16 protein-coding genes and 2 pseudogenes are annotated in these 18,421 nt (G+C 42.7%); 16 read left to right on the plus strand and 2 right to left on the minus strand.

What is annotated here, in order from left to right; translation table 11 throughout:
• Window positions 1-38: 38 nt before the first annotated feature.
• The 4 genes from greA to I2H87_RS00605 all read left to right on the plus strand — a co-directional run bounded on the left by greA (window position 39) and on the right by I2H87_RS00605 (window position 3,817).
• The gene (gene greA / locus I2H87_RS00590) at window positions 39-524 is read left to right on the plus strand and encodes a transcription elongation factor GreA (RefSeq protein WP_009267406.1); all 486 of its coding nucleotides are present in this window, start codon (window positions 39-41) and stop codon (window positions 522-524) included.
• Between the two features lie 29 nt (window positions 525-553).
• Window positions 554-2,518 carry a lysine--tRNA ligase gene (lysS, locus tag I2H87_RS00595; RefSeq protein ID WP_195609080.1) on the plus strand — a complete coding sequence of 655 codons (1,965 nt, stop codon included), beginning with the start codon at window positions 554-556 and terminating at the stop codon, window positions 2,516-2,518.
• A 217-nt stretch (window positions 2,519-2,735) separates the two neighbouring features.
• Window positions 2,736-3,614, plus strand: a complete 879-nt coding sequence (locus I2H87_RS00600) for an SPL family radical SAM protein (RefSeq protein WP_054703391.1) — start codon at window positions 2,736-2,738, stop codon at window positions 3,612-3,614.
• A 41-nt stretch (window positions 3,615-3,655) separates the two neighbouring features.
• A complete protein-coding gene (locus I2H87_RS00605; protein ID WP_009267403.1) occupies window positions 3,656-3,817 on the plus strand; it encodes a hypothetical protein in 162 nt (53 codons plus the stop codon).
• Window positions 3,818-3,868: 51 nt separating this feature from the next.
• On the opposite strand, the gene I2H87_RS00610 is transcribed toward I2H87_RS00605, so the two are convergent.
• Window positions 3,869-4,402, minus strand: a complete 534-nt coding sequence (locus I2H87_RS00610; protein WP_022152257.1) for a TetR/AcrR family transcriptional regulator — start codon at window positions 4,400-4,402, stop codon at window positions 3,869-3,871.
• Window positions 4,403-4,672: 270 nt separating this feature from the next.
• Here I2H87_RS00610 and I2H87_RS00615 point away from each other — a divergent pair, with 270 nt between their 5' ends.
• The 5 genes and pseudogenes from I2H87_RS00615 to I2H87_RS14045 form a co-directional block, all read left to right on the plus strand.
• Window positions 4,673-6,082: an MFS transporter gene (locus I2H87_RS00615; protein ID WP_195609081.1), complete on the plus strand. Its 1,410-nt coding sequence runs from the start codon at window positions 4,673-4,675 to the stop codon at window positions 6,080-6,082.
• An 87-nt stretch (window positions 6,083-6,169) separates the two neighbouring features.
• The gene (locus I2H87_RS00620; protein WP_195609082.1) at window positions 6,170-7,669 is read left to right on the plus strand and encodes a beta-glucuronidase; all 1,500 of its coding nucleotides are present in this window, start codon (window positions 6,170-6,172) and stop codon (window positions 7,667-7,669) included.
• A gap of 327 nt (window positions 7,670-7,996) precedes the next feature.
• Window positions 7,997-8,338 carry an HIRAN domain-containing protein gene (locus tag I2H87_RS00625; RefSeq protein WP_117550594.1) on the plus strand — a complete coding sequence of 114 codons (342 nt, stop codon included), beginning with the start codon at window positions 7,997-7,999 and terminating at the stop codon, window positions 8,336-8,338.
• An 88-nt stretch (window positions 8,339-8,426) separates the two neighbouring features.
• A pseudogene (locus I2H87_RS14040) lies at window positions 8,427-9,410 on the plus strand (helix-turn-helix transcriptional regulator); the annotation flags it as partial.
• A 147-nt stretch (window positions 9,411-9,557) separates the two neighbouring features.
• Window positions 9,558-9,941 (plus strand): annotated as a pseudogene (locus tag I2H87_RS14045) (GNAT family N-acetyltransferase); the annotation flags it as partial.
• 44 nt (window positions 9,942-9,985) lie between these two features.
• Here the strand turns inward: I2H87_RS14045 and I2H87_RS00635 are convergent.
• Entirely contained in the window at window positions 9,986-10,282 is a 297-nt protein-coding gene (locus I2H87_RS00635; RefSeq protein ID WP_009267396.1) for a helix-turn-helix domain-containing protein, read from the minus strand.
• Window positions 10,283-10,399: 117 nt separating this feature from the next.
• Here I2H87_RS00635 and I2H87_RS00640 point away from each other — a divergent pair, with 117 nt between their 5' ends.
• The 7 genes from I2H87_RS00640 to I2H87_RS00670 all read left to right on the plus strand — a co-directional run bounded on the left by I2H87_RS00640 (window position 10,400) and on the right by I2H87_RS00670 (window position 18,379).
• Window positions 10,400-11,599, plus strand: a complete 1,200-nt coding sequence (locus I2H87_RS00640; protein WP_049890216.1) for an AIPR family protein — start codon at window positions 10,400-10,402, stop codon at window positions 11,597-11,599.
• 45 nt (window positions 11,600-11,644) lie between these two features.
• Window positions 11,645-12,112: an HAD family hydrolase gene (locus I2H87_RS00645; protein ID WP_195609084.1), complete on the plus strand. Its 468-nt coding sequence runs from the start codon at window positions 11,645-11,647 to the stop codon at window positions 12,110-12,112.
• Between the two features lie 77 nt (window positions 12,113-12,189).
• Window positions 12,190-13,029 (plus strand): hypothetical protein, encoded by an 840-nt coding sequence (locus I2H87_RS00650; RefSeq protein ID WP_009267392.1) that lies wholly within the window; start codon window positions 12,190-12,192, stop codon window positions 13,027-13,029.
• Window positions 13,030-13,146: 117 nt separating this feature from the next.
• Window positions 13,147-14,520: a radical SAM protein gene (locus I2H87_RS00655; protein WP_195609085.1), complete on the plus strand. Its 1,374-nt coding sequence runs from the start codon at window positions 13,147-13,149 to the stop codon at window positions 14,518-14,520.
• On the plus strand, window positions 14,507-15,439 hold the full coding sequence (locus tag I2H87_RS00660; protein WP_009267390.1) for a DUF2207 domain-containing protein: 933 nt from the start codon (window positions 14,507-14,509) through the stop codon (window positions 15,437-15,439). The genes I2H87_RS00655 and I2H87_RS00660 overlap by 14 nt, the downstream gene beginning before the upstream one ends.
• Window positions 15,440-15,641: 202 nt before the next feature.
• Window positions 15,642-16,532: a YitT family protein gene (locus I2H87_RS00665; RefSeq protein WP_117550599.1), complete on the plus strand. Its 891-nt coding sequence runs from the start codon at window positions 15,642-15,644 to the stop codon at window positions 16,530-16,532.
• A 536-nt stretch (window positions 16,533-17,068) separates the two neighbouring features.
• Window positions 17,069-18,379 (plus strand): ABC transporter substrate-binding protein, encoded by a 1,311-nt coding sequence (locus I2H87_RS00670; protein ID WP_054703399.1) that lies wholly within the window; start codon window positions 17,069-17,071, stop codon window positions 18,377-18,379.
• Window positions 18,380-18,421 lie beyond the last annotated feature (42 nt).

Raw genomic sequence — 18,421 nt, forward strand, 5'->3', positions numbered from 1 at the left:
AATGACAGCATGAAATAAAGAAAGGAAGACATGTAACTATGGCAGAGTCAAAGAAAAGATTACTTACTTATGCAGGCTTAAAAGCATTGGAGGACGAGCTTGAGAATCTGAAAGTAGTCAAGCGTAAAGAAGTCGCTGCTAAGATCAAAGAGGCGAGAGAACAGGGCGATCTTTCCGAGAACGCAGAGTACGATGCAGCAAAAGACGAACAGCGCGATATTGAGGCAAGAATTGAGGAGTTAGAGGGAATCCTTAAGAATGCGGAAGTCGTAGTTGAAGATGAAGTAGATCTGGATAAGATCAATGTGGGATGCACGATCAAAGTATTTGACGTGACATTTGACGAGGAGATGGAATTTAAGATCGTCGGATCCACAGAGGCAAACAGTCTGGAGGGAAAGATTTCCAATGAATCACCGGTCGGACAGGCTCTGATGGGCAAGAAGATCGGCGATGTGGTAGATGTAGAGACGCAGGCAGGCGTGATCCAGTACAAAGTATTGGACATCAGCCGTTCCCTGTGATCAATAGAGTAGGAAGGGAGAACCAACCGATGGGTGAACAGCAGAAAAATGCGCAGGAACCAGATCTGAACCAGCTGCGGAAAGTACGTCGTGAGAAGCTGGCAGATCTTCAGGCAAACGGAAAAGATCCGTTCGTCATCACAAAGTATGAGCAGTCACATCACAGCCAGGAGATCAAAGAACATTTTGAGGAACTGGAGGGAAAACAGGTATCCATCGCAGGACGTATGATGTCCAAGCGTGTGATGGGAAAAGCCTCTTTCTGTAATGTGCAGGATCTTCAGGGGAATATCCAGTCTTACGTTGCAAGAGACAGCGTGGGCGAGGAAGCATATAAAGATTTCAAGAAATTTGACGTGGGCGATGTGATCGGAATCAAGGGAGAAGTATTCCGTACAAAGACCGGCGAGATGTCGATCCATGCGGCAGAAATCACGTTGCTTTCTAAGAGTCTGCAGATCCTCCCGGAGAAGTTCCACGGGCTGACGAATACCGATCTGCGTTACCGTCAGAGATATGTGGATCTGATCATGAATCCGGACGTAAAAGATACATTTATCAAGCGTTCCAAAATCTTGCGTGCGATCCGGAAATATCTGGACGGAGAGGGATTTATGGAAGTGGAGACTCCGATGCTCGTGGCAAATGCGGGCGGAGCCGCTGCAAGACCATTCGAGACACATTTTAATGCGCTCGATGAGGATCTGAAGCTTCGTATTTCTCTGGAACTGTATCTGAAGAGACTGATCGTCGGCGGAATGGAGCGCGTCTATGAGATCGGACGTGTGTTCCGTAATGAGGGTCTGGATACAAGACACAATCCGGAATTCACACTGATGGAACTGTATCAGGCATATACCGATTATCACGGCATGATGGATCTGACAGAGAACCTGTACCGCTATGTGGCGCAGGAAGTGCTCGGAACGACACACATTGTATACAAAGGAATCGAGATCGATCTCGGAAAACCGTTCGAGCGTATCACAATGGTCGATGCAGTCAAGAAATATGCCGGTGTGGACTGGAATGAAGTAGAGACATTAAAGCAGGCAAGAGAGCTTGCGAAAGAGCATCATGTGGAATATGAAGAACGCCATAAAAAAGGTGATATCCTGGCGTTGTTCTTTGAAGAATTTGCAGAGGAACACCTGATCCAGCCGACCTTTGTCATGGATCATCCGATCGAGATCTCTCCGCTTACGAAGAAGAAACCGGAGAATCCGGAATATGTAGAGCGTTTTGAGTTCTTTATGAATGGCTGGGAGATGGCGAACGCGTACTCCGAGCTGAACGATCCGATCGACCAGAGAGAGCGTTTCCGTGCACAGGAAGAATTGCTGGCGCAGGGAGACGATGAAGCGAATACAACCGACGAAGATTTCATGAATGCACTGGAGATCGGTATGCCGCCGACAGGTGGAATCGGATTCGGAATCGACCGTATGTGTATGCTTCTGACCGGCGCGGAAGCGATCCGTGATGTACTGCTCTTCCCAACAATGAAGTCACAGGGCGCTGCTAAGAATGAAGCTAACAATGCTGCACAGTCTGCTCCGGTGGCTGCAAAAGTAGTTGTTCCAGTAGAAGAATCAGCTGCACCGGCGAAGGTTGAGATTGATTTCTCTAATGTAGAAGTAGAACCATTATTCGAAGATATGGTTGATTTCGATACATTTAGCAAGTCAGATTTCCGTGCTGTAAAGGTTAAAGAATGTGAGGCAGTTCCAAAATCCAAGAAGCTTCTGAAGTTCGTATTAGACGACGGAAGTGGCGTAGATCGTGTGATTTTAAGCGGTATTCACGATTATTACGAGCCAGAATTCTTAGTAGGAAAGACATTGCTTGCAATCACAAACCTTCCACCACGTAAGATGATGGGAATTGATTCTTGCGGTATGATTATCTCCGCTACACACCTTGTAGAAGGAAGAGAAGGACTCAATGTTCTGATCCTTGATGATCACATTCCAGCAGGAGCAAAACTGTACTAAGAGCAAGAAATTTTCACAATTTGACAACAAATTTGTATTCAAACATGAATCATCATGAAGAAAGGTGATTAGTTGTCAGTAAAATCACTCCAACAAGGATTGAGTGTTGCGGGCACTTTTTGAAAGAAAAATCTTTCAGAGAGTGCCCTTTTTGGATTCATTGACAATGTTCGTTGTGGTCGAATAAAAGATGAAAGGGGAAACGAGGTATGTGGAAATGCATTATGTAACATCAAAGGGGATTCTGTCTGCATCTAATGGAATGAATTTATATCGGGGATGCACGCATGGCTGCATTTATTGTGATTCAAGAAGTAATTGCTATCATATAGACCATGCATTTGAAGATATTGAAGTAAAACAGAATGCACTTGAGTTATTGGAGGATGCGCTGAAACGAAAACGAAAACGATGTATGATAGGTACCGGAGCAATGACTGATCCATATGTCCCGTTGGAAAATGACTTGCAGTATGTGAGAAAATCATTGTTACTTGCGGAACGATATGGTTTTGGGTTTACCTTGATCACAAAATCAACCCAAGTGCTTCGCGATTTAGATATTTTGAAAAGGATCAATGAAAAAACAAAATGTGTCGTACAAATGACATTGACTACTTACAATGAACAGTTGTGTCGGGAATTGGAGCCTAATGTCAGCACAACAAAAGAACGGTATGAAGCGTTAAAGATTCTGCATCAGGAGGGGATTCCCACTGTGGTGTGGTTGTGTCCTATATTACCGTTTATTAATGACACAGAGGAAAATCTGTATGGGATACTAAATTACTGTATTGAAGCGAAAGTGTATGGGATCATTAATTTTGGTATGGGTATGACTTTGCGGGATGGCAACCGTGAATATTTCTATAAACAACTGGAGCGTCTGTTTCCCGGATTGAAAGAAAAATATATTGCCTGTTATGGGAATCAATATATTTTACCAAGTCCAAATGAAAAACGATTGTTAGAGATATTCAGCCAAACATGTGATAAACACCATATTGTTCATGACAGTGATAAAATATTTGAGTATCTGCGGACATATGAAGAAAAAGATAAGTGTGAGCAGCTATCACTTTTTGATTTTATATAGATGGAATTTCCATAGCGCTTGGAATAGCAGGAATGACGATCATGCTGGTTGGAGCGTTTGTGGAATTATGCCGATTGATACAAACAATGAATTCAATGGGAATTTTACGTGGTGCGGGTGATGTAAAATTTGCAATGCTGAATGATATTTTGTTTTTGTGGGGGCACAATCCCATGCGGCATCATAGCGGGGCTTGTATTTAAATGACCAGTAATTTGTGTGTATATAGAATTCCCATTCCATGTACTGCCGATTCAAATGACCAAGGAACCGGATTGGATTTTTTCCACCAGTGAACTGAGCTTTTCGGGAGGATCCTGAAATCCGTTTTTGCACCATAATTCGACTAAACGGGCACTGCCGTAACTCATAAATTCAAGAAACCATTCTTTTTTATCGATCTGATCTCCGAGCGCTTTTTCCCAGTCGTGCGGGTAAAGCAAGTCTTCGTATTGTCTCATCGTTCTTTGGGTAACGTCGTACCATAGATCATTCTTCAAAAGTAATCGAACGGAATTCTGCATATGATAGAAGAAATTAAAATAGTGATAATGCCCGGAGCGATCGTCTGTTCTGCTGTAACATAGACAAATAATCTGGGCAAGATAATCCAGCAGATCATCTTTGTGCTTAAAATAATGATAAAATGTTTTGCGGGACAATTCTGCTTCTTTACAAATGTCTACAATGGATATTTCATGGTATTCCTTGTGTTCCATCAATAAAAATAATGCAGATAAAAAACGATCTTGTGTTGTATGATTTGGCAGTAAAGGAATATCCGGCACGAAAGAAACCTCCTTTGGATTCAGCAAAAAATATATGTAAAAATAGAAATTATTTTCATTCTTTTTTATTATAACATTTTCTAACTTGTTTCAACACCCTAAATGTGTGTAAAAATGCTACCCTCAAAAATGATGACTAAAAATGACACCAAATATTTTCAAAGGAAAGTAACAGTTTTGCATTTCTGTAAATTGAATAGACGCACTTTCACATGTATAATGAATACTTGATTTAATGAATGATAAATCAATACGAAGGAGAGGAAGATTATGAAGGAAAGTGGAACAAATGTAAGAAAATTCGGAATACGTGATAAGTTTTCGTATATGCTTGGAGATGTAGGCTGCAACCTCGTATTGACATTGGCAAACAGCTATCTTCTTGTATTTTATACAAAGGTTATGGGTGTGTCCGGAGCAATTGTAGGTACGATTTTTATGCTGGCACGTTTTGTAGACGCATTTACGGACGTGGCAGTCGGAAGAATGGTTGATTTACATTCCGATAAGCATGGAGATCGTTTCAGACCGTGGATGGTATATGGATCTGTGCCGCTGGTGATCAGCAGTTGTATGATGTACAATTATTTTCTTGCAGATGCGGCAATGGGGATAAAAATTGCATGGCTTGTTGTGACGTATTTGTTATTTGGATCGGTTTGTTATACAGCAGTGAATATCCCGTATGGCGCAATGTCTAACGTTATTACGGCAGACAGCGGAGAACGTGCGAGTTTATCTACATGGAGAAATGTGGGCGCCCAGGTCGGCGGAGTGGTTTTGGGTGTTTTGATCCCGATGCTGATCTACGTCAAAGATGAGGATGGTAACAGTGTTGCCAGCGGAGAAAGATTTTTCTGGGCATCGGTTGTATTGGGAATCGCGGCGCTGATCACGATTCTGATCTGCTGGAAATGGAGTGTTGAAAGAGTTCGTCTTGCAGACAAAGACAAATCGGAAGTAAAGAAAAGTTCAAATACAAAAGCGGTTATTTTAGATTGTTTTAAAGACAAAGCGTTGTTGTCAAGTTTTGGATTCCAGATTTTTATGTACGCGGCGATTCAGATTTTCTTTGCATTTAACCAGTATATGTTCCTGGATTATTTCCAGAGCACGGCATTATCCGGTCTGGCAAGTGTTGTTATGTTCTTTGGAATGATCTTAACGGCTCCGATCACGGTTCCTCTTGCCAAGAAATTTGGTAAGAAAGAAGTAAGTATTGTAGGATTGGCAATTTCAGTTGTTTCCTATATCGTTATTTTCGTAATGCGTGTTACAAATCCGTATGTATATTTGGTATTGATTTTCTTTGCATTCTTTGGTATCGGAATTATGGGTATGGTAAGTTATGCTATGACAAACGACTGTGTAGACAATCATTATCTGGAAACAGGAGACCGTGTAGAGGGAACCGTTTATGCTATGGCAAGTTTCGTGCGTAAGATGGCAGGCGCAGTTTGTACCGGTATCGGCGGATGGGCTTTGACATGGATCGGATACAACGAACTGGCAGTTACACAGACAGAAGAAGTACGGCAGGCATTGTTTAATATTATTGTAGGACTTCCGTTGCTGTGCTTTGCATTGACGCTTATTTTCATGCTGTTCTATCCATTGAATAAAAAGCGTGTTGAAGAAAATGAAAAGAAAATGGAAGCATTGCGTTCAAAAGATCAATAGTAGTTGTGCGATAGAAGAACAAAATTATTTCATTACAAGCAATTTAACTACAACTAATTTAACTACAAGCAAGGAGTGACAAGCAGTATGAGTATAGAATTGACCTTGAATCCTGAAAAGTTAGAAGTCATTCGGGAGATGGATCCGCGCGTACAAAGTTACAATATTGAGATGACAGAACTGACCGGAGGTACATTCTGGGTACCTTACACACCGGAACAGATTTCCGGTGAGGAAGCATTTCCGACATGTGATAAGATGGAGGATATGATGAAAATGCTTGCCGGTATGCAGACAAAAGTTCCGGCGATCAATTTGTATGATGAGAGAATCCGTTCTTTTGCAAAAGCATTTGGACCGGTAGTCATCAGATTTAGCGGAAGCTGGGCAACGCGTACCTATTATGATTTTGACGGACATACAGGCGGAAAAGCGCCGGAGGGATTCGAGTTTGTATTGACAAAAGAACAGTGGCAGGGAGCGCTTGATTTTGTAAAAGCGGTGAACGGACAGATCCTTGTCAGCGTTGCGAACAGCTTTGGAGTACATGAGGATCATACGGGCGCCTGGATGCCTGAGCAGGCTGAACTTTTGTGGAAATATACAGAAGAGCAGGGAATGAAGATCGAGTATGCCGAGTTCATGAATGAACCGAACATGTTAAATGGAATGTGTCTGCCGGACGGATATACGTTGGATGATTATGGTCGAGATTATGATCTGTTCGCAAAATGGCTGCGTGAAAATCATCCGGAGACCAAACTGGTCGGACCTTGTTCCGCTGAAAATGAGCGCGGCGCTGCAGCGGGCGGAATGGCAGCTCTGCTGCTTGGAACCGAGGATATTATGAAACGCTGCAAAGAGGCTCCGGATTATTATAGCTATCATAGCTATAACGGAATCAGTGAACGGGGGCAGATGTTTGGCGCACATTTTGATTTTGATGCAGTTACATCGGAGTATTATCTTGGTGCTACAATGGAGGATCTTCATTATAATGAAGTGATCCGGGATAAATATGCGCCGGGTGCGGAAATGTGGGTGACGGAAAGTGCAGACGCCGCGTGCGGCGGAAACACATGGGGACCGACATTTGTCGAAACCATTCGCTATGTAGATGAATTAGCCAGATTTAATGTGAATACAAGAGGGATCATTTTTCATAATACACTGGCAAGCAGCGCTTATGGTTTATTGGATGCCGACACACATATGCCGAGACCGCAGTACTGGGGTGCATTGCTTTACAGCAGATTGGCAGGAACAACGGTGTATGATACAAAAGAGGAGATCCGCGAGGGCGCGCATGTGTATGCACAGAGCAGAAAAGACGGAGAAAAAGGTTTCTGCTATGTGATCATCAATAACAGCAGAGAAGAAGAAACTCTCGTTCATGTTCCGGCATGTGTACAGTACACATTAAGCGCGGATTCGCTTCGCAGCCAGGAAATCAAATTAAATGGCAATGTGATCGCCTCCGGAGAGGATGGAACAATTCCGGAGTTAAAGGGAGAAGAAAAAGAAGCTGGAACAATTACTCTTGCGCCATGTACCGTGACATATCTTGTTGTCGGGGATGAAAGATAAGGGAAGCTGTTTTGGTGTAAATGATCAGAAAATGTCGGAGACTGCAGACAGAAATGCGGCCTCCGGCATTTTTAGTTTATTGTGGGGAAAGATAGGAATGTTATAGGTGGGGTTTTTATACCCCACCTATTATTATATACTGTAACCATCAAAGCAGAACCAAGATGATTTTTTAAAGAAATGGAGGAACTGGCAATGAAAGGGTTTAATACTGGTGATGGTTACATGGGATTGGTCGAGGGCAGATATATCTTGTTTGCCAGCGAATCCGATTACTATGAGTACATGAATGATTGAAAAGGAAGCTGCAGGGAAGGAGTAATTATGATGAAAAAAGTATTTATCACATTAACAGGAACAAAGTATTATTTTGGAGATGATTTTCTGGAAAAAGGTATGAAGATCCGGTTGGAGAAAGAGCCGGATAATGAGTATGACAAAGAGGCGATCAAAGTGATATATGAAGGGCTGGGGAAAGTAGGATATGTGGCTAACAGCTCTTATACTGTGATCAGAGAGGCGATGAGCGCCGGACGTTTGTATGACAAGATAGGAGATATTGCATATGCGAAGGTTGTACTGGTTACACAGAGGGGAACGATTTGCAAAAAAAGTTTAAAGAACGAGGCGGAGAAAAAGCCGGAGGAAAAGAATAAAGATAACATCTGAATTTGCATTTGATATATGAAAAGATGACTTCGATGCCTTTCATTTGTGATATACTGGTTATATTGATGGATGAAAGGGGATGAAATGCGTGCCAAAAGGAAGTAATCAGAAATTCAAATTATACCGGCTTGCTCAGATCATGCAGGAGCAGACGGATGATGAACATTATATTACTATGCCGGAGATTATGGATGAATTGGCAAAATATAATATCACAGCGGACCGGAAGAGTTTGTATAATGATCTGAGAGATTTGAGCGTTCTGGGAATTGACGTAGAGGGAGAGCCGATTGGAAACAGATATCATTATCATGTGGTCAACCGCGCATTTGAGCTTCCGGAGTTAAAACTTCTGGTAGATGCAATCCAGTCCTCCAAATTTATTACGGAAAAGAAAACGAATGCATTGATTAAAAAGCTGGAGACCCTGGTCAGTAAATATGATGCGCAGAAATTACAGCGGCAGGTTTATGTATCCGGCAGGATCAAAACGATGAATGAAAGTATTTACTATACGGTGGATGCGATTCATAATGCGATTTCCGAGAATAAAAAGATAAAATTTCAGTATTATCAGTGGAATGTAAAAAAGGAAATGGAACTGCGGCATAACGGTGTATGGTATCATATCAGCCCCTGGGGATTGTCCTGGTATAATGAGAACTATTATCTGGTAGGGTATGATTCAGAGGCGGGAAAGATCAAGCATTATCGGGTAGACAAAATGCTTCATATCAGGTTGTCTGCGGAAAGCAGAGAGGGAAAAGAATATTTTAAAAAGCTGGATATGGCGGATTATGCGAAGAAAAGTTTTGGAATGTTCAGGGGAAACGAGCGGACAGTAAGATTATTGGTAAAAAATAATCTGGTGGGAGTGATCATAGACCGGTTTGGGAAAGATGTGAGGATGATTCCTGCGGATGAACAACATTTTACCGTAAATGTAGACATTCATGTCAGCAAACAGTTTTTCGGATGGATCTTTTCGCTTGGCGAGGGAATTAAGATTATCGGACCGGGAGAAGTGGAGGAACAGATGAAAGAAGAAGCGCGAAGATTATTGGAACAATACGAAAATAAAGGAGATGCCAGAGACTTTAATGAATATTATGAATTGCGTCAGGTTTGTCCGGATGATGCGGAAGAGGCAACGGGAATTGAAGCGATTTGTTTTCTGCCGAGCGAGGCATGTACATTACCGATCATGAAAGAACGCATCCAATATGCAGCCCGGTCATTTTTAGTGGCAATGGATCGCGAGACAGGGAAGATGGTTGGTTTCATAAATGCCCTTTGCACGGATGAAGAGTCATTGAGGGATGAACTTTTTACAGATATAAGTCTTCATAATCCGAATGGTAAAAATGTGATGATCTGCAGCGTGGCTGTTCTTCCTCAATATCAAGGTCGGGGGATTGCCAGAGAAATGGTGAGGGAATTGCTGTTGGAACAGCGGAAATTAGGAAAAAAATGTGCGATACTGACCTGTGTGCCGGGTAAAGTGAAGATGTATAAAAAGTTTGGTTTTATGGATCGGGGAGAATCACAATCTACTTGGGGCGGAGAAAAATGGCATGAAATGTGGTGTACATTAAATAGTTAGGAGGAAGTGCTGCGTGGGCGGTTGATCTTTTCTCAATTCTTATATTATCTCCCCGGTCGGTTTTGGTACGCCAACATGATTTCTTCAAAAAGATCGACCGGATCTTCTTCCAAAGCGATGGCAAGGGCAAATAATTTTTCTATACTGATCCAATTTTTCCCCGATTCGATATTGGCAAGATGGCGAATGGAAATCCAAGGTTCTCCATCAAATAGCTCTACACTTCGCAGATCTATAAAAGCTTCTCTGGTCTGATAAGGTTCGCCAAGAGACTTTCGTTTATTTGCTAAAAGAAGACCGACGCGAACAAGACCATCATCGTATTGTTTTCGTTCTGACATAATAATCCTCACAATATGTACTATGGTGCATTGATCTTAAAAGTATTGTAGAGTATATTTTATTTAAGATCAAGATCAAATTTATGATATTAATAAATTCAGGAGGAGTTTATGGTTATGACAAATCAAATTAAATTCAAGATTCATTCGATGAGAACACTGGCTTCACCGTATAAGAGAACGGAAAAGGACGAATCTGCAGAAGAAACGATCTATTATTTGCTGGTGAATATGAAAGATCTTCCGGAAGATATACCGCTGGATGTAAACCCACGAGTGCCGAAAATGGGAACAAATGTTGCAAAAAGACTGGTAAAGGCCGTGACCGAACCGGAAACAGACTTTTACATTAATAACAGAGGAATTATTATTGCTGCAAAATCGCTGAGTTTTAACAGTATTGAATCTGAAGTTACAATCGATATTGGCAATCAGGAGGATGAAAATGATAAGTATAGTTATGGGATTCTCGATGGCGGCCATACGTATACGGCGATCATACAGAACAGAGATAAGATCCCAAGTGATATTGAAAAATATGTCCGTATGGAAGTCATTACAAATGTTGTAAATATAACAAGACTGTCGGATGCAAGAAATACATCTGTTCAGGTTTCGGACATTGCATTGTTTAACTTGGAAGATAGTTTTGAAGATATTAAACTGTCTATTCAGGATCAACCATATGCGTCCAAAATTGCATATAAAGATAATGAAACGAAACCGATCGGCATTTCGGAATTACTGCGTTTGATGTATGCTTTTGATATTGAGAAATATCCGGATGACAAGATGGCGCCGATCCAAAGTTATTCCGGGAAAGCGCAGGTGTTTAAACGATATAAAGATGCATTCAACGGTAAATTTTATAAATCACTCACAAAGCAACTACCCAAATTAACAGAGCTTTATGACATTATAGAGAGAGAAATGTCTGATAAATACGGAGAATATAAGAGAGCGCTGGGAGTCGCCATTCCAAGATTCGGAGGAGTCAAAGGCGTTGAGTATGTTGAAAGCGGAGTTAAGACAGAATTTTTTGAAAACAAGATTAAATATTCAATCTCAAGCGGATACATTTATCCAGTTTACGGTGCCTTTCGTTCTCTTTTAAAAATGAATGACGAAACAGGGGAAGTAGAATGGGTATTTGATCCGATTGAAATTTGGAACGAGGTCGGAGTCAGCATTATTCAAAATGTGTTCGAGACAGGATCCAACCCGCAGCTTGTAGGAAAAGATAAACAGTTGTGGCTGTCAAATTATCGGATTGTAGAGACACAGAGTCTGAGAAAGCTTTTAAGTGAAAGAAGATGATCGGATAAAGAACCATTGTAAATTTAATCCACAGGAGGTATCTACATGAGAATCGAAATACCGGAGTACAAGACATTAAATATCGATACAATTTTTGCGGATTTCAACGGGACGCTTGCGATTGATGGTGTGATCCCGCCAAGTGTGCGCCAGCGTATCCTGACGCTGGCTGGGAATTTCCAGATTTATGTGCTGACGGCAGACACGAACGGAACCGCAAAAGAGCAGTGCGAGGGACTTCCGGTCTGCCTGCAGACGTTTCCGGCCGGAAATGTGCGGGAATATAAAAAGGAATTGTTAAAATCCATCGGTTCCAGACATTGTGCGGCTATCGGCAATGGGCGCAACGACGAACTGATGCTGCGGGAAGCAGCGCTTTCCATCGCGGTCATGGATCAGGAGGGGGCATATGGAAAAGTGATGAGAGAGGCGGATCTTTGCACGGGATGTATAGAAGATGCGTTGGATCTTCTGATCTATCCAAAACGGATCATTGCCGGACTGCGCGGGTGACATGGCTGACAGGATGAGGCGTGCCGGGATGTGTATTCAGATCAAAGCAAAGAAAAAAGCGAAGAGGGAAAACAAAGATGGTGGTAAAACGAAAATTGGAAATTCCGGTCTTTCAGGAGTGGAGAATGAAAAAGCTTGAACCGTTTGTGGGAATTTTTACGATGGTCGGCATACTATGTCTGATCCAGATCATGATCGGAAACAGATGGAACGGTGCGCACATTTTTTTTATTTCACTGTCGGCACTTCTGATCGGCGGGGGATTGTTAAAAAGACCGCTGAGGAAATGTATCTGGCGTTTTACAGAGACAGAGGCAGAACGGATAATGTTTGGGCATTGCACGAAGATTTCCTATCAGGAGATCGCAGATGCACTTCGAACAAAAAACATCAAAGTTACGATGACGTCTTTTAAAGTGCCGAAAAGTCGGGGATATATCGCGTTTCATTATGAGGTAGGGGACGCGGCGGCGCAGGAACGAGTTCTGGAGAGTTATCAGTTTTTGTGTAAGAAAATGGAAGCTCTCGGTGTCGGGGAAGAAAAATCTTTCCCGGAACTGACAAAGCGTCTGGTCGGACAGATGGATCGAAGCTGGTTCTACAAAAAAGGACGGAGGAACAGCAGTATCTGGATGCTGATTTCTACGTTGCTGTGTGCAGCTCTCGGCGGAGAAATGGAATTCGGGCTGTTCTGTATTGTTGCGGTTCTTGCAGCCGTGCAGTATACGCAGATCCGAACGTTGTTTAAGAGCATCTATTTCGGTAAAACGATTGAAGAAAAGATACAGGCGGTATTTTCGGGCTGTCCGAAAGTGGACTTAAGAAACACACACATTACATATTTACAATTATTCGGAATGACCATTGTGATGGTATTGGGGAATTTGTTCTGGTTTGTGGTCAGCATCAGCGCGTAAAGAGGACGCATAAAGTGAGTAGTGTATAAAGAGAGCGCATAAAGAGGAATGCCGTTTGTTGACTGACGCGGTGGCGGAGACTTTAAACGCGGTTGAAATAAGAGAAAAGGAGAAATCATGTTTCGGGAAAAGTGGTATGAATGGAAAAACTGGCGGGAGATGGTACATACGACATGGAATCCAAAAGATCCGGGAGCAGTCAGGATCCACCTGATTCCGCCGAAATTTCAGTTGTTTCGGTTCGTTCCGTCTGTGGCAATTTTAAATGGAAACCAGATCATTCCGGTCAATGAGTCGTGGGCGATCCTCTTGACGGAATTCATCCGACAACTCAATACATTTGGGGACGGAGAGATGCCGGAGGAAGCGTTGGAAAAGATTCTGGAAAATACATGCCGGAATGTGAAAAAGGTTTACCCGGATGTGGATCCGGAAGAACTGTTGGAAGATCTGGAGACGATCACCGGGGTATTTGAAGATGTGGCGCGCGGTCGGGAGCCGGAGATCGAGATCGGTCAGATGGATATCGGGACTTATGCCCCTTATATGACGGCACCGCATCGGATGGATCTGATGGTCAGTTCGATGGAAAAGGATGGGAGATGGAACTGTAACCAGCATTGCGTACATTGTTATGCGGCAGGGCAGACTTATGCAAATGACGGAGAACTTGGAACCGATGAATGGAAGCAGATTTTAAAGCGATGCAGAAAAGCGCAGATCCCACAGGTGACATTTACCGGAGGAGAACCGACGATGCGGGAGGATCTGTGTGAGCTGATTAAGGCGGCGCGTTGGTTTATTACCAGACTGAATACGAACGGCGTACGACTCACGAAAGAATATTGCAAGGCGCTTGCGGAGGCAGAATTGGATAATGTACAGATCACATTTTATTCATCGGATCGTAATATTCATAACCGCCTGACCGGATCGGACTATTTAAAAAAAACAGTGGAGGGTATCCAAAATGCGTTGGAAGCAGGTCTGTCGGTGAACGTCAACACGCCGCTTTGTCGTGACAATAAAAATTATCGTGAGACGGCGGAGTTTTTGAAATCACTTGGCGTGACCTATGTAACCTGTTCGGGATTGATCCCGGCTGGAAATGCAGCGAAAGACGCACAAGTATCGATGCGGCTTTCGGAGGCGGAGATTACAGAGGTCGTCCGCGAGACTGTAGAGTATTGTGCAAAGAATGGGATGGAACTGAGCTTTACGTCTCCGGGATGGATCCGGGAAGAAGCACTCCGTGAAATGGGACTGGACGTACCGTCTTGCGGCGCGGCTCTCAGCAATATGGCAGTGACGCCGTCGGGAGATGTGGTGGCATGTCAGAGTTGTCTGGATCGGGAGACATTCGGAAATATACTGCGCACAGACTGGAAACAGATATGGAATCATCCGGTATGTAAGAAATATCGGGAGTATTCCAGACAGATGCAGCAAAAATGTCCTCTTGGAAAGGAGGTTTCGGATGCGGAAAAATAAAACAAAACGAGGAATAGTGTTGTCTGCCGTTGTACTGTTTGGGGCAGTCTGGATTCCGGAGATCCGGGGGAATGCATCGGCATATCTGGATCAGATTGAGCAGGAGACGATCGAGGTGGATGTACAGGAGGACGGCTCGGCGATCCTGACGTACGATCTGGATTGGAGAGTACTGGACAGTACGAGCGAGGGAGCGCTCAGTTGGGTGAAAATCGGCATTCCGAATGAATATGCTGAGGAGCTGACAGCGCTTAGCGACAGTATCGATGAGATCAGTTATTATGGGGACGGCGGAGACTATGTGCGGCTGGATCTGGATCGGGAATATGAAGAGGGGGAAGTGGTAGATTTAAAATTTTCCATCCACCAGCATTGTCTGTATGAAGAAAATGCTGACGAATATTTGTATGAGTTTACGCCGGGGTGGTTTGATGACATTCCGGTAGATGAGTTGACGATCCGATGGGAGTATGATGAAAATACAGTATCGGATATGCAGAAAGCATCGGAAGCGGCGTATCAGGTCGTATTTCGGGATCTGCATCCGGGAGAAAAAGTGAGAGTCCGGGTTGTTTATCCGAAATCAGACTTCCTGTTTCAGGATGAGTATGAGAAAAGTGCAGACAGTTCTTCTGTTTGGTTTGTCGTGTTTGTAGTTCTTGTCGTAGTCTGCGGTCCGGCAGCGTATGCATTTCTTTTGTATGCACGAAAAAATTCCGGAAAGCCGAAAGATCATTATGAGCGGAATCGGGGAATGGGAAGCGTTTATGTGGGAAGCGGACGACACCATAGTCACAGCAGCGGGTGCGCCTGTGCATGTGCCTGCGCATGTGCCTGTGCAGGAGGCGGGCGCGCCGGATGTTCCAGGAAGAATTTCTTTCATATGAGGATGAAGAAAAACAGGATGCCGAAAAGATAGTATGAAGAAAATAATACTTGACAAAGCAGCTTAAATGATGTTAGTCTAGTGTCCGAAGAGCGAAAGCGTATTATATTTATATATAATGCGTTTTCGCTCTTTTTGTATAGGGTGTGTCCAGTGAAACTGGACCACACTTGCCAAAGTCCGGGCTTGCCCGAGACCTTGGTGATTGCTTGGATGAAATGGAGGTATAAAAGATATGAAAGCACAATGTTCGCTGAGAAAAGTAAAAACATTCGCAGTTCAATTCATATGGGAATTTATAGGGAGCGTATTTATTGCAGCCGGAATTTATAATTTTGCTGTGCAGGCAAAGTTTCCGATGACAGGATTTTCCGGGATTTCTATTATTTTATATCGATTGCTGAATGTACCGATCGGATTATCAACGATTCTGCTGAATATTCCGCTGGCTATTATTTGCTATCGGCTTCTCGGAAAGAAATTTTTTGTCAGTTCCTTGCGCTGTATGATACTTTCTTCTATTATGATCGATTATGTAGCGCCCCTGTTTCCGGTATACACAGGAGATCGGCTGTTGGCGGCTCTTTGTACGGGAGTATTTGGCGGTATTGGGTATGCGTTGATTTATTCTAAAAATTCTTCGACGGGCGGATCCGATTTTATCATTATGGCGGTGAAAGCGATCAAACCACATTTATCTCTTGGGAAAATCGCGTTTTGGTCAGATGTCGGAATCATTCTGGTTGGCGGAATTTTATTTCGGGACATTGACGGTATCATTTATGGGATGGTTGTCAATTTTATTTTTGCTGTCGCAGTCGATAAGCTGATGTATGGAATTAATTCGGGGAAACTTACATTGATCGTTACAGAACATGGTCCTAAGATCTGTGAAGTGATAGACGAATGCTGTCAGCGGGGAACTACCATCTTAAAAGGTCAAGGCGGTTATAATGGAGAAGAAAAACAAGTGGTCATGTGTGCTTGCAGCAATAAAGAAATGTTCCATGTACAGCAAGCGGTAAAGAAAGCAGATCCGGCATCTTTTCTGATCGTACTTGAATCCAATGAAGTTCATGGAGAGGGATTTAAGATGGTACAGATCGGAGAAGAAGCGCATGAATAGGAAGAATGAAGAAAAATTTTGAGCAACGGGCAGTCAATTTGATTGCCTGTTGTTTATAATCTTTAGCGTCGGTGTACAAGGGGGAAAACGGTCGATGAAGAGCAAATCTAAGCCTCTTTGTTGTTACTTTCACTCCGCGTACGTCTCTGTACGCGTCGTTCAAGTGCCTAAAAGAGGCTTAGATTTGTCTCTTCTCGACTCACCGACCTCAACCGCAGATAATTCCGATGATTTTCAAGGCAGACGATTGAAGCGTACTGGGCGTACGCTGATTGAGGATAACGCTGAAAATCATCGGAATTACGCGGCTTGAGGCGTGTTTCCCCTTGTATATCGACGCTAACTTCGATTAAAAAAAACTTTGTGAAAAGCATACAAAAAATAAATGCAAAAATTGTATAAGTACACAAAATATATAAAAAATATTGACATCGTAATAATCGGCTGTTATTATCAATACATAACTTGGTGTTTTACCAAAAAAATGAACCGGTTCATTTTTGAAAAAGATTACGCACGAAGAAGGAGAAAAATGTATGAAAGCAAAAAAGGTAGCGGTTATTTGTTTAACATTAGCAATGACAATTGGTATGCTTGGTGGGTGTGGATCATCAGAAAAAAGTGAGGGTGAAACAACCGGAGAACAGATCACATTAAATTATTGGACATGGTTTCCGAGTAAAGATCAGATTCAGGAAACAGTCGATGCATTTGAGAAAGAAAATCCTGACATTAAAATCAATATGACGGTTATGGAAAGTAAGGCATTCCAGGAGAAAGTTCCTCTGGCATTAAGCACAGAAGAAGATATTGATGTCATCGGCGTGCAACCATCTGCGTTTGCAGAAGAAGTACAGGATTATCTGGCGGATCTGGACGAACTGATGCCGGAAGCAGCAGGTGAAGATTGGAAAGAGTTATATTCAGAAAAATGTCTGGAACAAGGAAACCAGCTTACAGGCGGTGATACAAAAATGCTCGTGCTGACAAACTCAGGTTCTATGGTTGGATTTTATAATGCGGCTTTGTTAAAAGAGATTGGATGTGAAGTGCCGAAAACATTTGAAGAATATAAAGCGGTGGCTGAAGCGTTTAAAGCCAAATATCCGGATAAATATGTAAGTGTATTTGCAGGAAAAGACGCATGGGTAGTAGATGAGATGATGTTAACCGTACTTGGACAGCAAGGAGATTACTATAACAAATGGAGATATGAAGAGGCTCCGGTGGATAGTCCGGAATACAAACAGGCAATTGACGGATTAAAGAAATATTTTGATGAAGGAATCTTTTCCCCGGATGTTCTTGATTTAGATTACGCAAGCGCAACCGAAGAATTTACAAATGGAAATGCATTGATTTATTATATGGGATCCTGGGAAGCTCCATTATTGTCAAATAAGTTGCGTGAGGGCAATGGAATTGAATTGGAAAATGTAGGAGCAATGGCGCTTCCGGTGGCGGAAGAAGGCGGACAGCTTACAGTTCGTTCTTACATAGATTCTGGTATTGGAGTAGTTGACTATTCTGAGAAAAAAGAAGCGGCTGCAAAATTTGTTGCATACCTGACAGTTGGAGAGGGAGCAGACATTTTCGGAAAACAGTTGACAGGTACATCTGCAAAGAAAGATTTTGTAGTAGACGAAACATTGTTTGATACAGAGGAATCTAAAGCAGGTTGGGATACAGTGAACGAGTTGATCAATACAGCAACTGCTGATAGAAATAATGTGTCCGGATATTCAGATGTTGAGGGCGCCGCTGTTCAAAGTGTATTGAACGGGTCGTCAACAACGGAAGATGTATTGAAAGATCTTCAGAAAGAATGGACGAGTGGAAAATACTGATAGTCTTAAATAAGTATACGATTGCGACAGCATAACGTCAGT

The sequence above is a fragment of the Mediterraneibacter glycyrrhizinilyticus genome (assembly GCF_015560805.1).
In the GTDB taxonomy this organism is placed as follows: Bacteria; Bacillota; Clostridia; order Lachnospirales; family Lachnospiraceae; genus Schaedlerella; species Schaedlerella glycyrrhizinilytica_A.

Excerpts from the sequence above, each read along its gene's own strand:
- I2H87_RS00660 (WP_009267390.1), top strand. The coding sequence starts at position 14,507 with ATGCGGAAAAATAAAACAAAACGAGGAATAGTGTTGTCTGCCGTTGTA.
- I2H87_RS00600 (WP_054703391.1), top strand. The coding sequence starts at position 2,736 with ATGCATTATGTAACATCAAAGGGGATTCTGTCTGCATCTAATGGAATG.
- greA (WP_009267406.1), top strand. The coding sequence starts at position 39 with ATGGCAGAGTCAAAGAAAAGATTACTTACTTATGCAGGCTTAAAAGCA.
- I2H87_RS00645 (WP_195609084.1), top strand. The coding sequence starts at position 11,645 with ATGAGAATCGAAATACCGGAGTACAAGACATTAAATATCGATACAATT.
- I2H87_RS00635 (WP_009267396.1), bottom strand. The coding sequence starts at position 10,282 with ATGTCAGAACGAAAACAATACGATGATGGTCTTGTTCGCGTCGGTCTT.
- I2H87_RS00605 (WP_009267403.1), top strand. The coding sequence starts at position 3,656 with ATGCTGGTTGGAGCGTTTGTGGAATTATGCCGATTGATACAAACAATG.
- I2H87_RS00620 (WP_195609082.1), top strand. The coding sequence starts at position 6,170 with ATGAGTATAGAATTGACCTTGAATCCTGAAAAGTTAGAAGTCATTCGG.
- I2H87_RS00625 (WP_117550594.1), top strand. The coding sequence starts at position 7,997 with ATGAAAAAAGTATTTATCACATTAACAGGAACAAAGTATTATTTTGGA.
- I2H87_RS00665 (WP_117550599.1), top strand. The coding sequence starts at position 15,642 with ATGAAAGCACAATGTTCGCTGAGAAAAGTAAAAACATTCGCAGTTCAA.
- lysS (WP_195609080.1), top strand. The coding sequence starts at position 554 with ATGGGTGAACAGCAGAAAAATGCGCAGGAACCAGATCTGAACCAGCTG.
- I2H87_RS00615 (WP_195609081.1), top strand. The coding sequence starts at position 4,673 with ATGAAGGAAAGTGGAACAAATGTAAGAAAATTCGGAATACGTGATAAG.
- I2H87_RS00640 (WP_049890216.1), top strand. The coding sequence starts at position 10,400 with ATGACAAATCAAATTAAATTCAAGATTCATTCGATGAGAACACTGGCT.
- I2H87_RS00650 (WP_009267392.1), top strand. The coding sequence starts at position 12,190 with ATGGTGGTAAAACGAAAATTGGAAATTCCGGTCTTTCAGGAGTGGAGA.
- I2H87_RS00655 (WP_195609085.1), top strand. The coding sequence starts at position 13,147 with ATGTTTCGGGAAAAGTGGTATGAATGGAAAAACTGGCGGGAGATGGTA.
- I2H87_RS00670 (WP_054703399.1), top strand. The coding sequence starts at position 17,069 with ATGAAAGCAAAAAAGGTAGCGGTTATTTGTTTAACATTAGCAATGACA.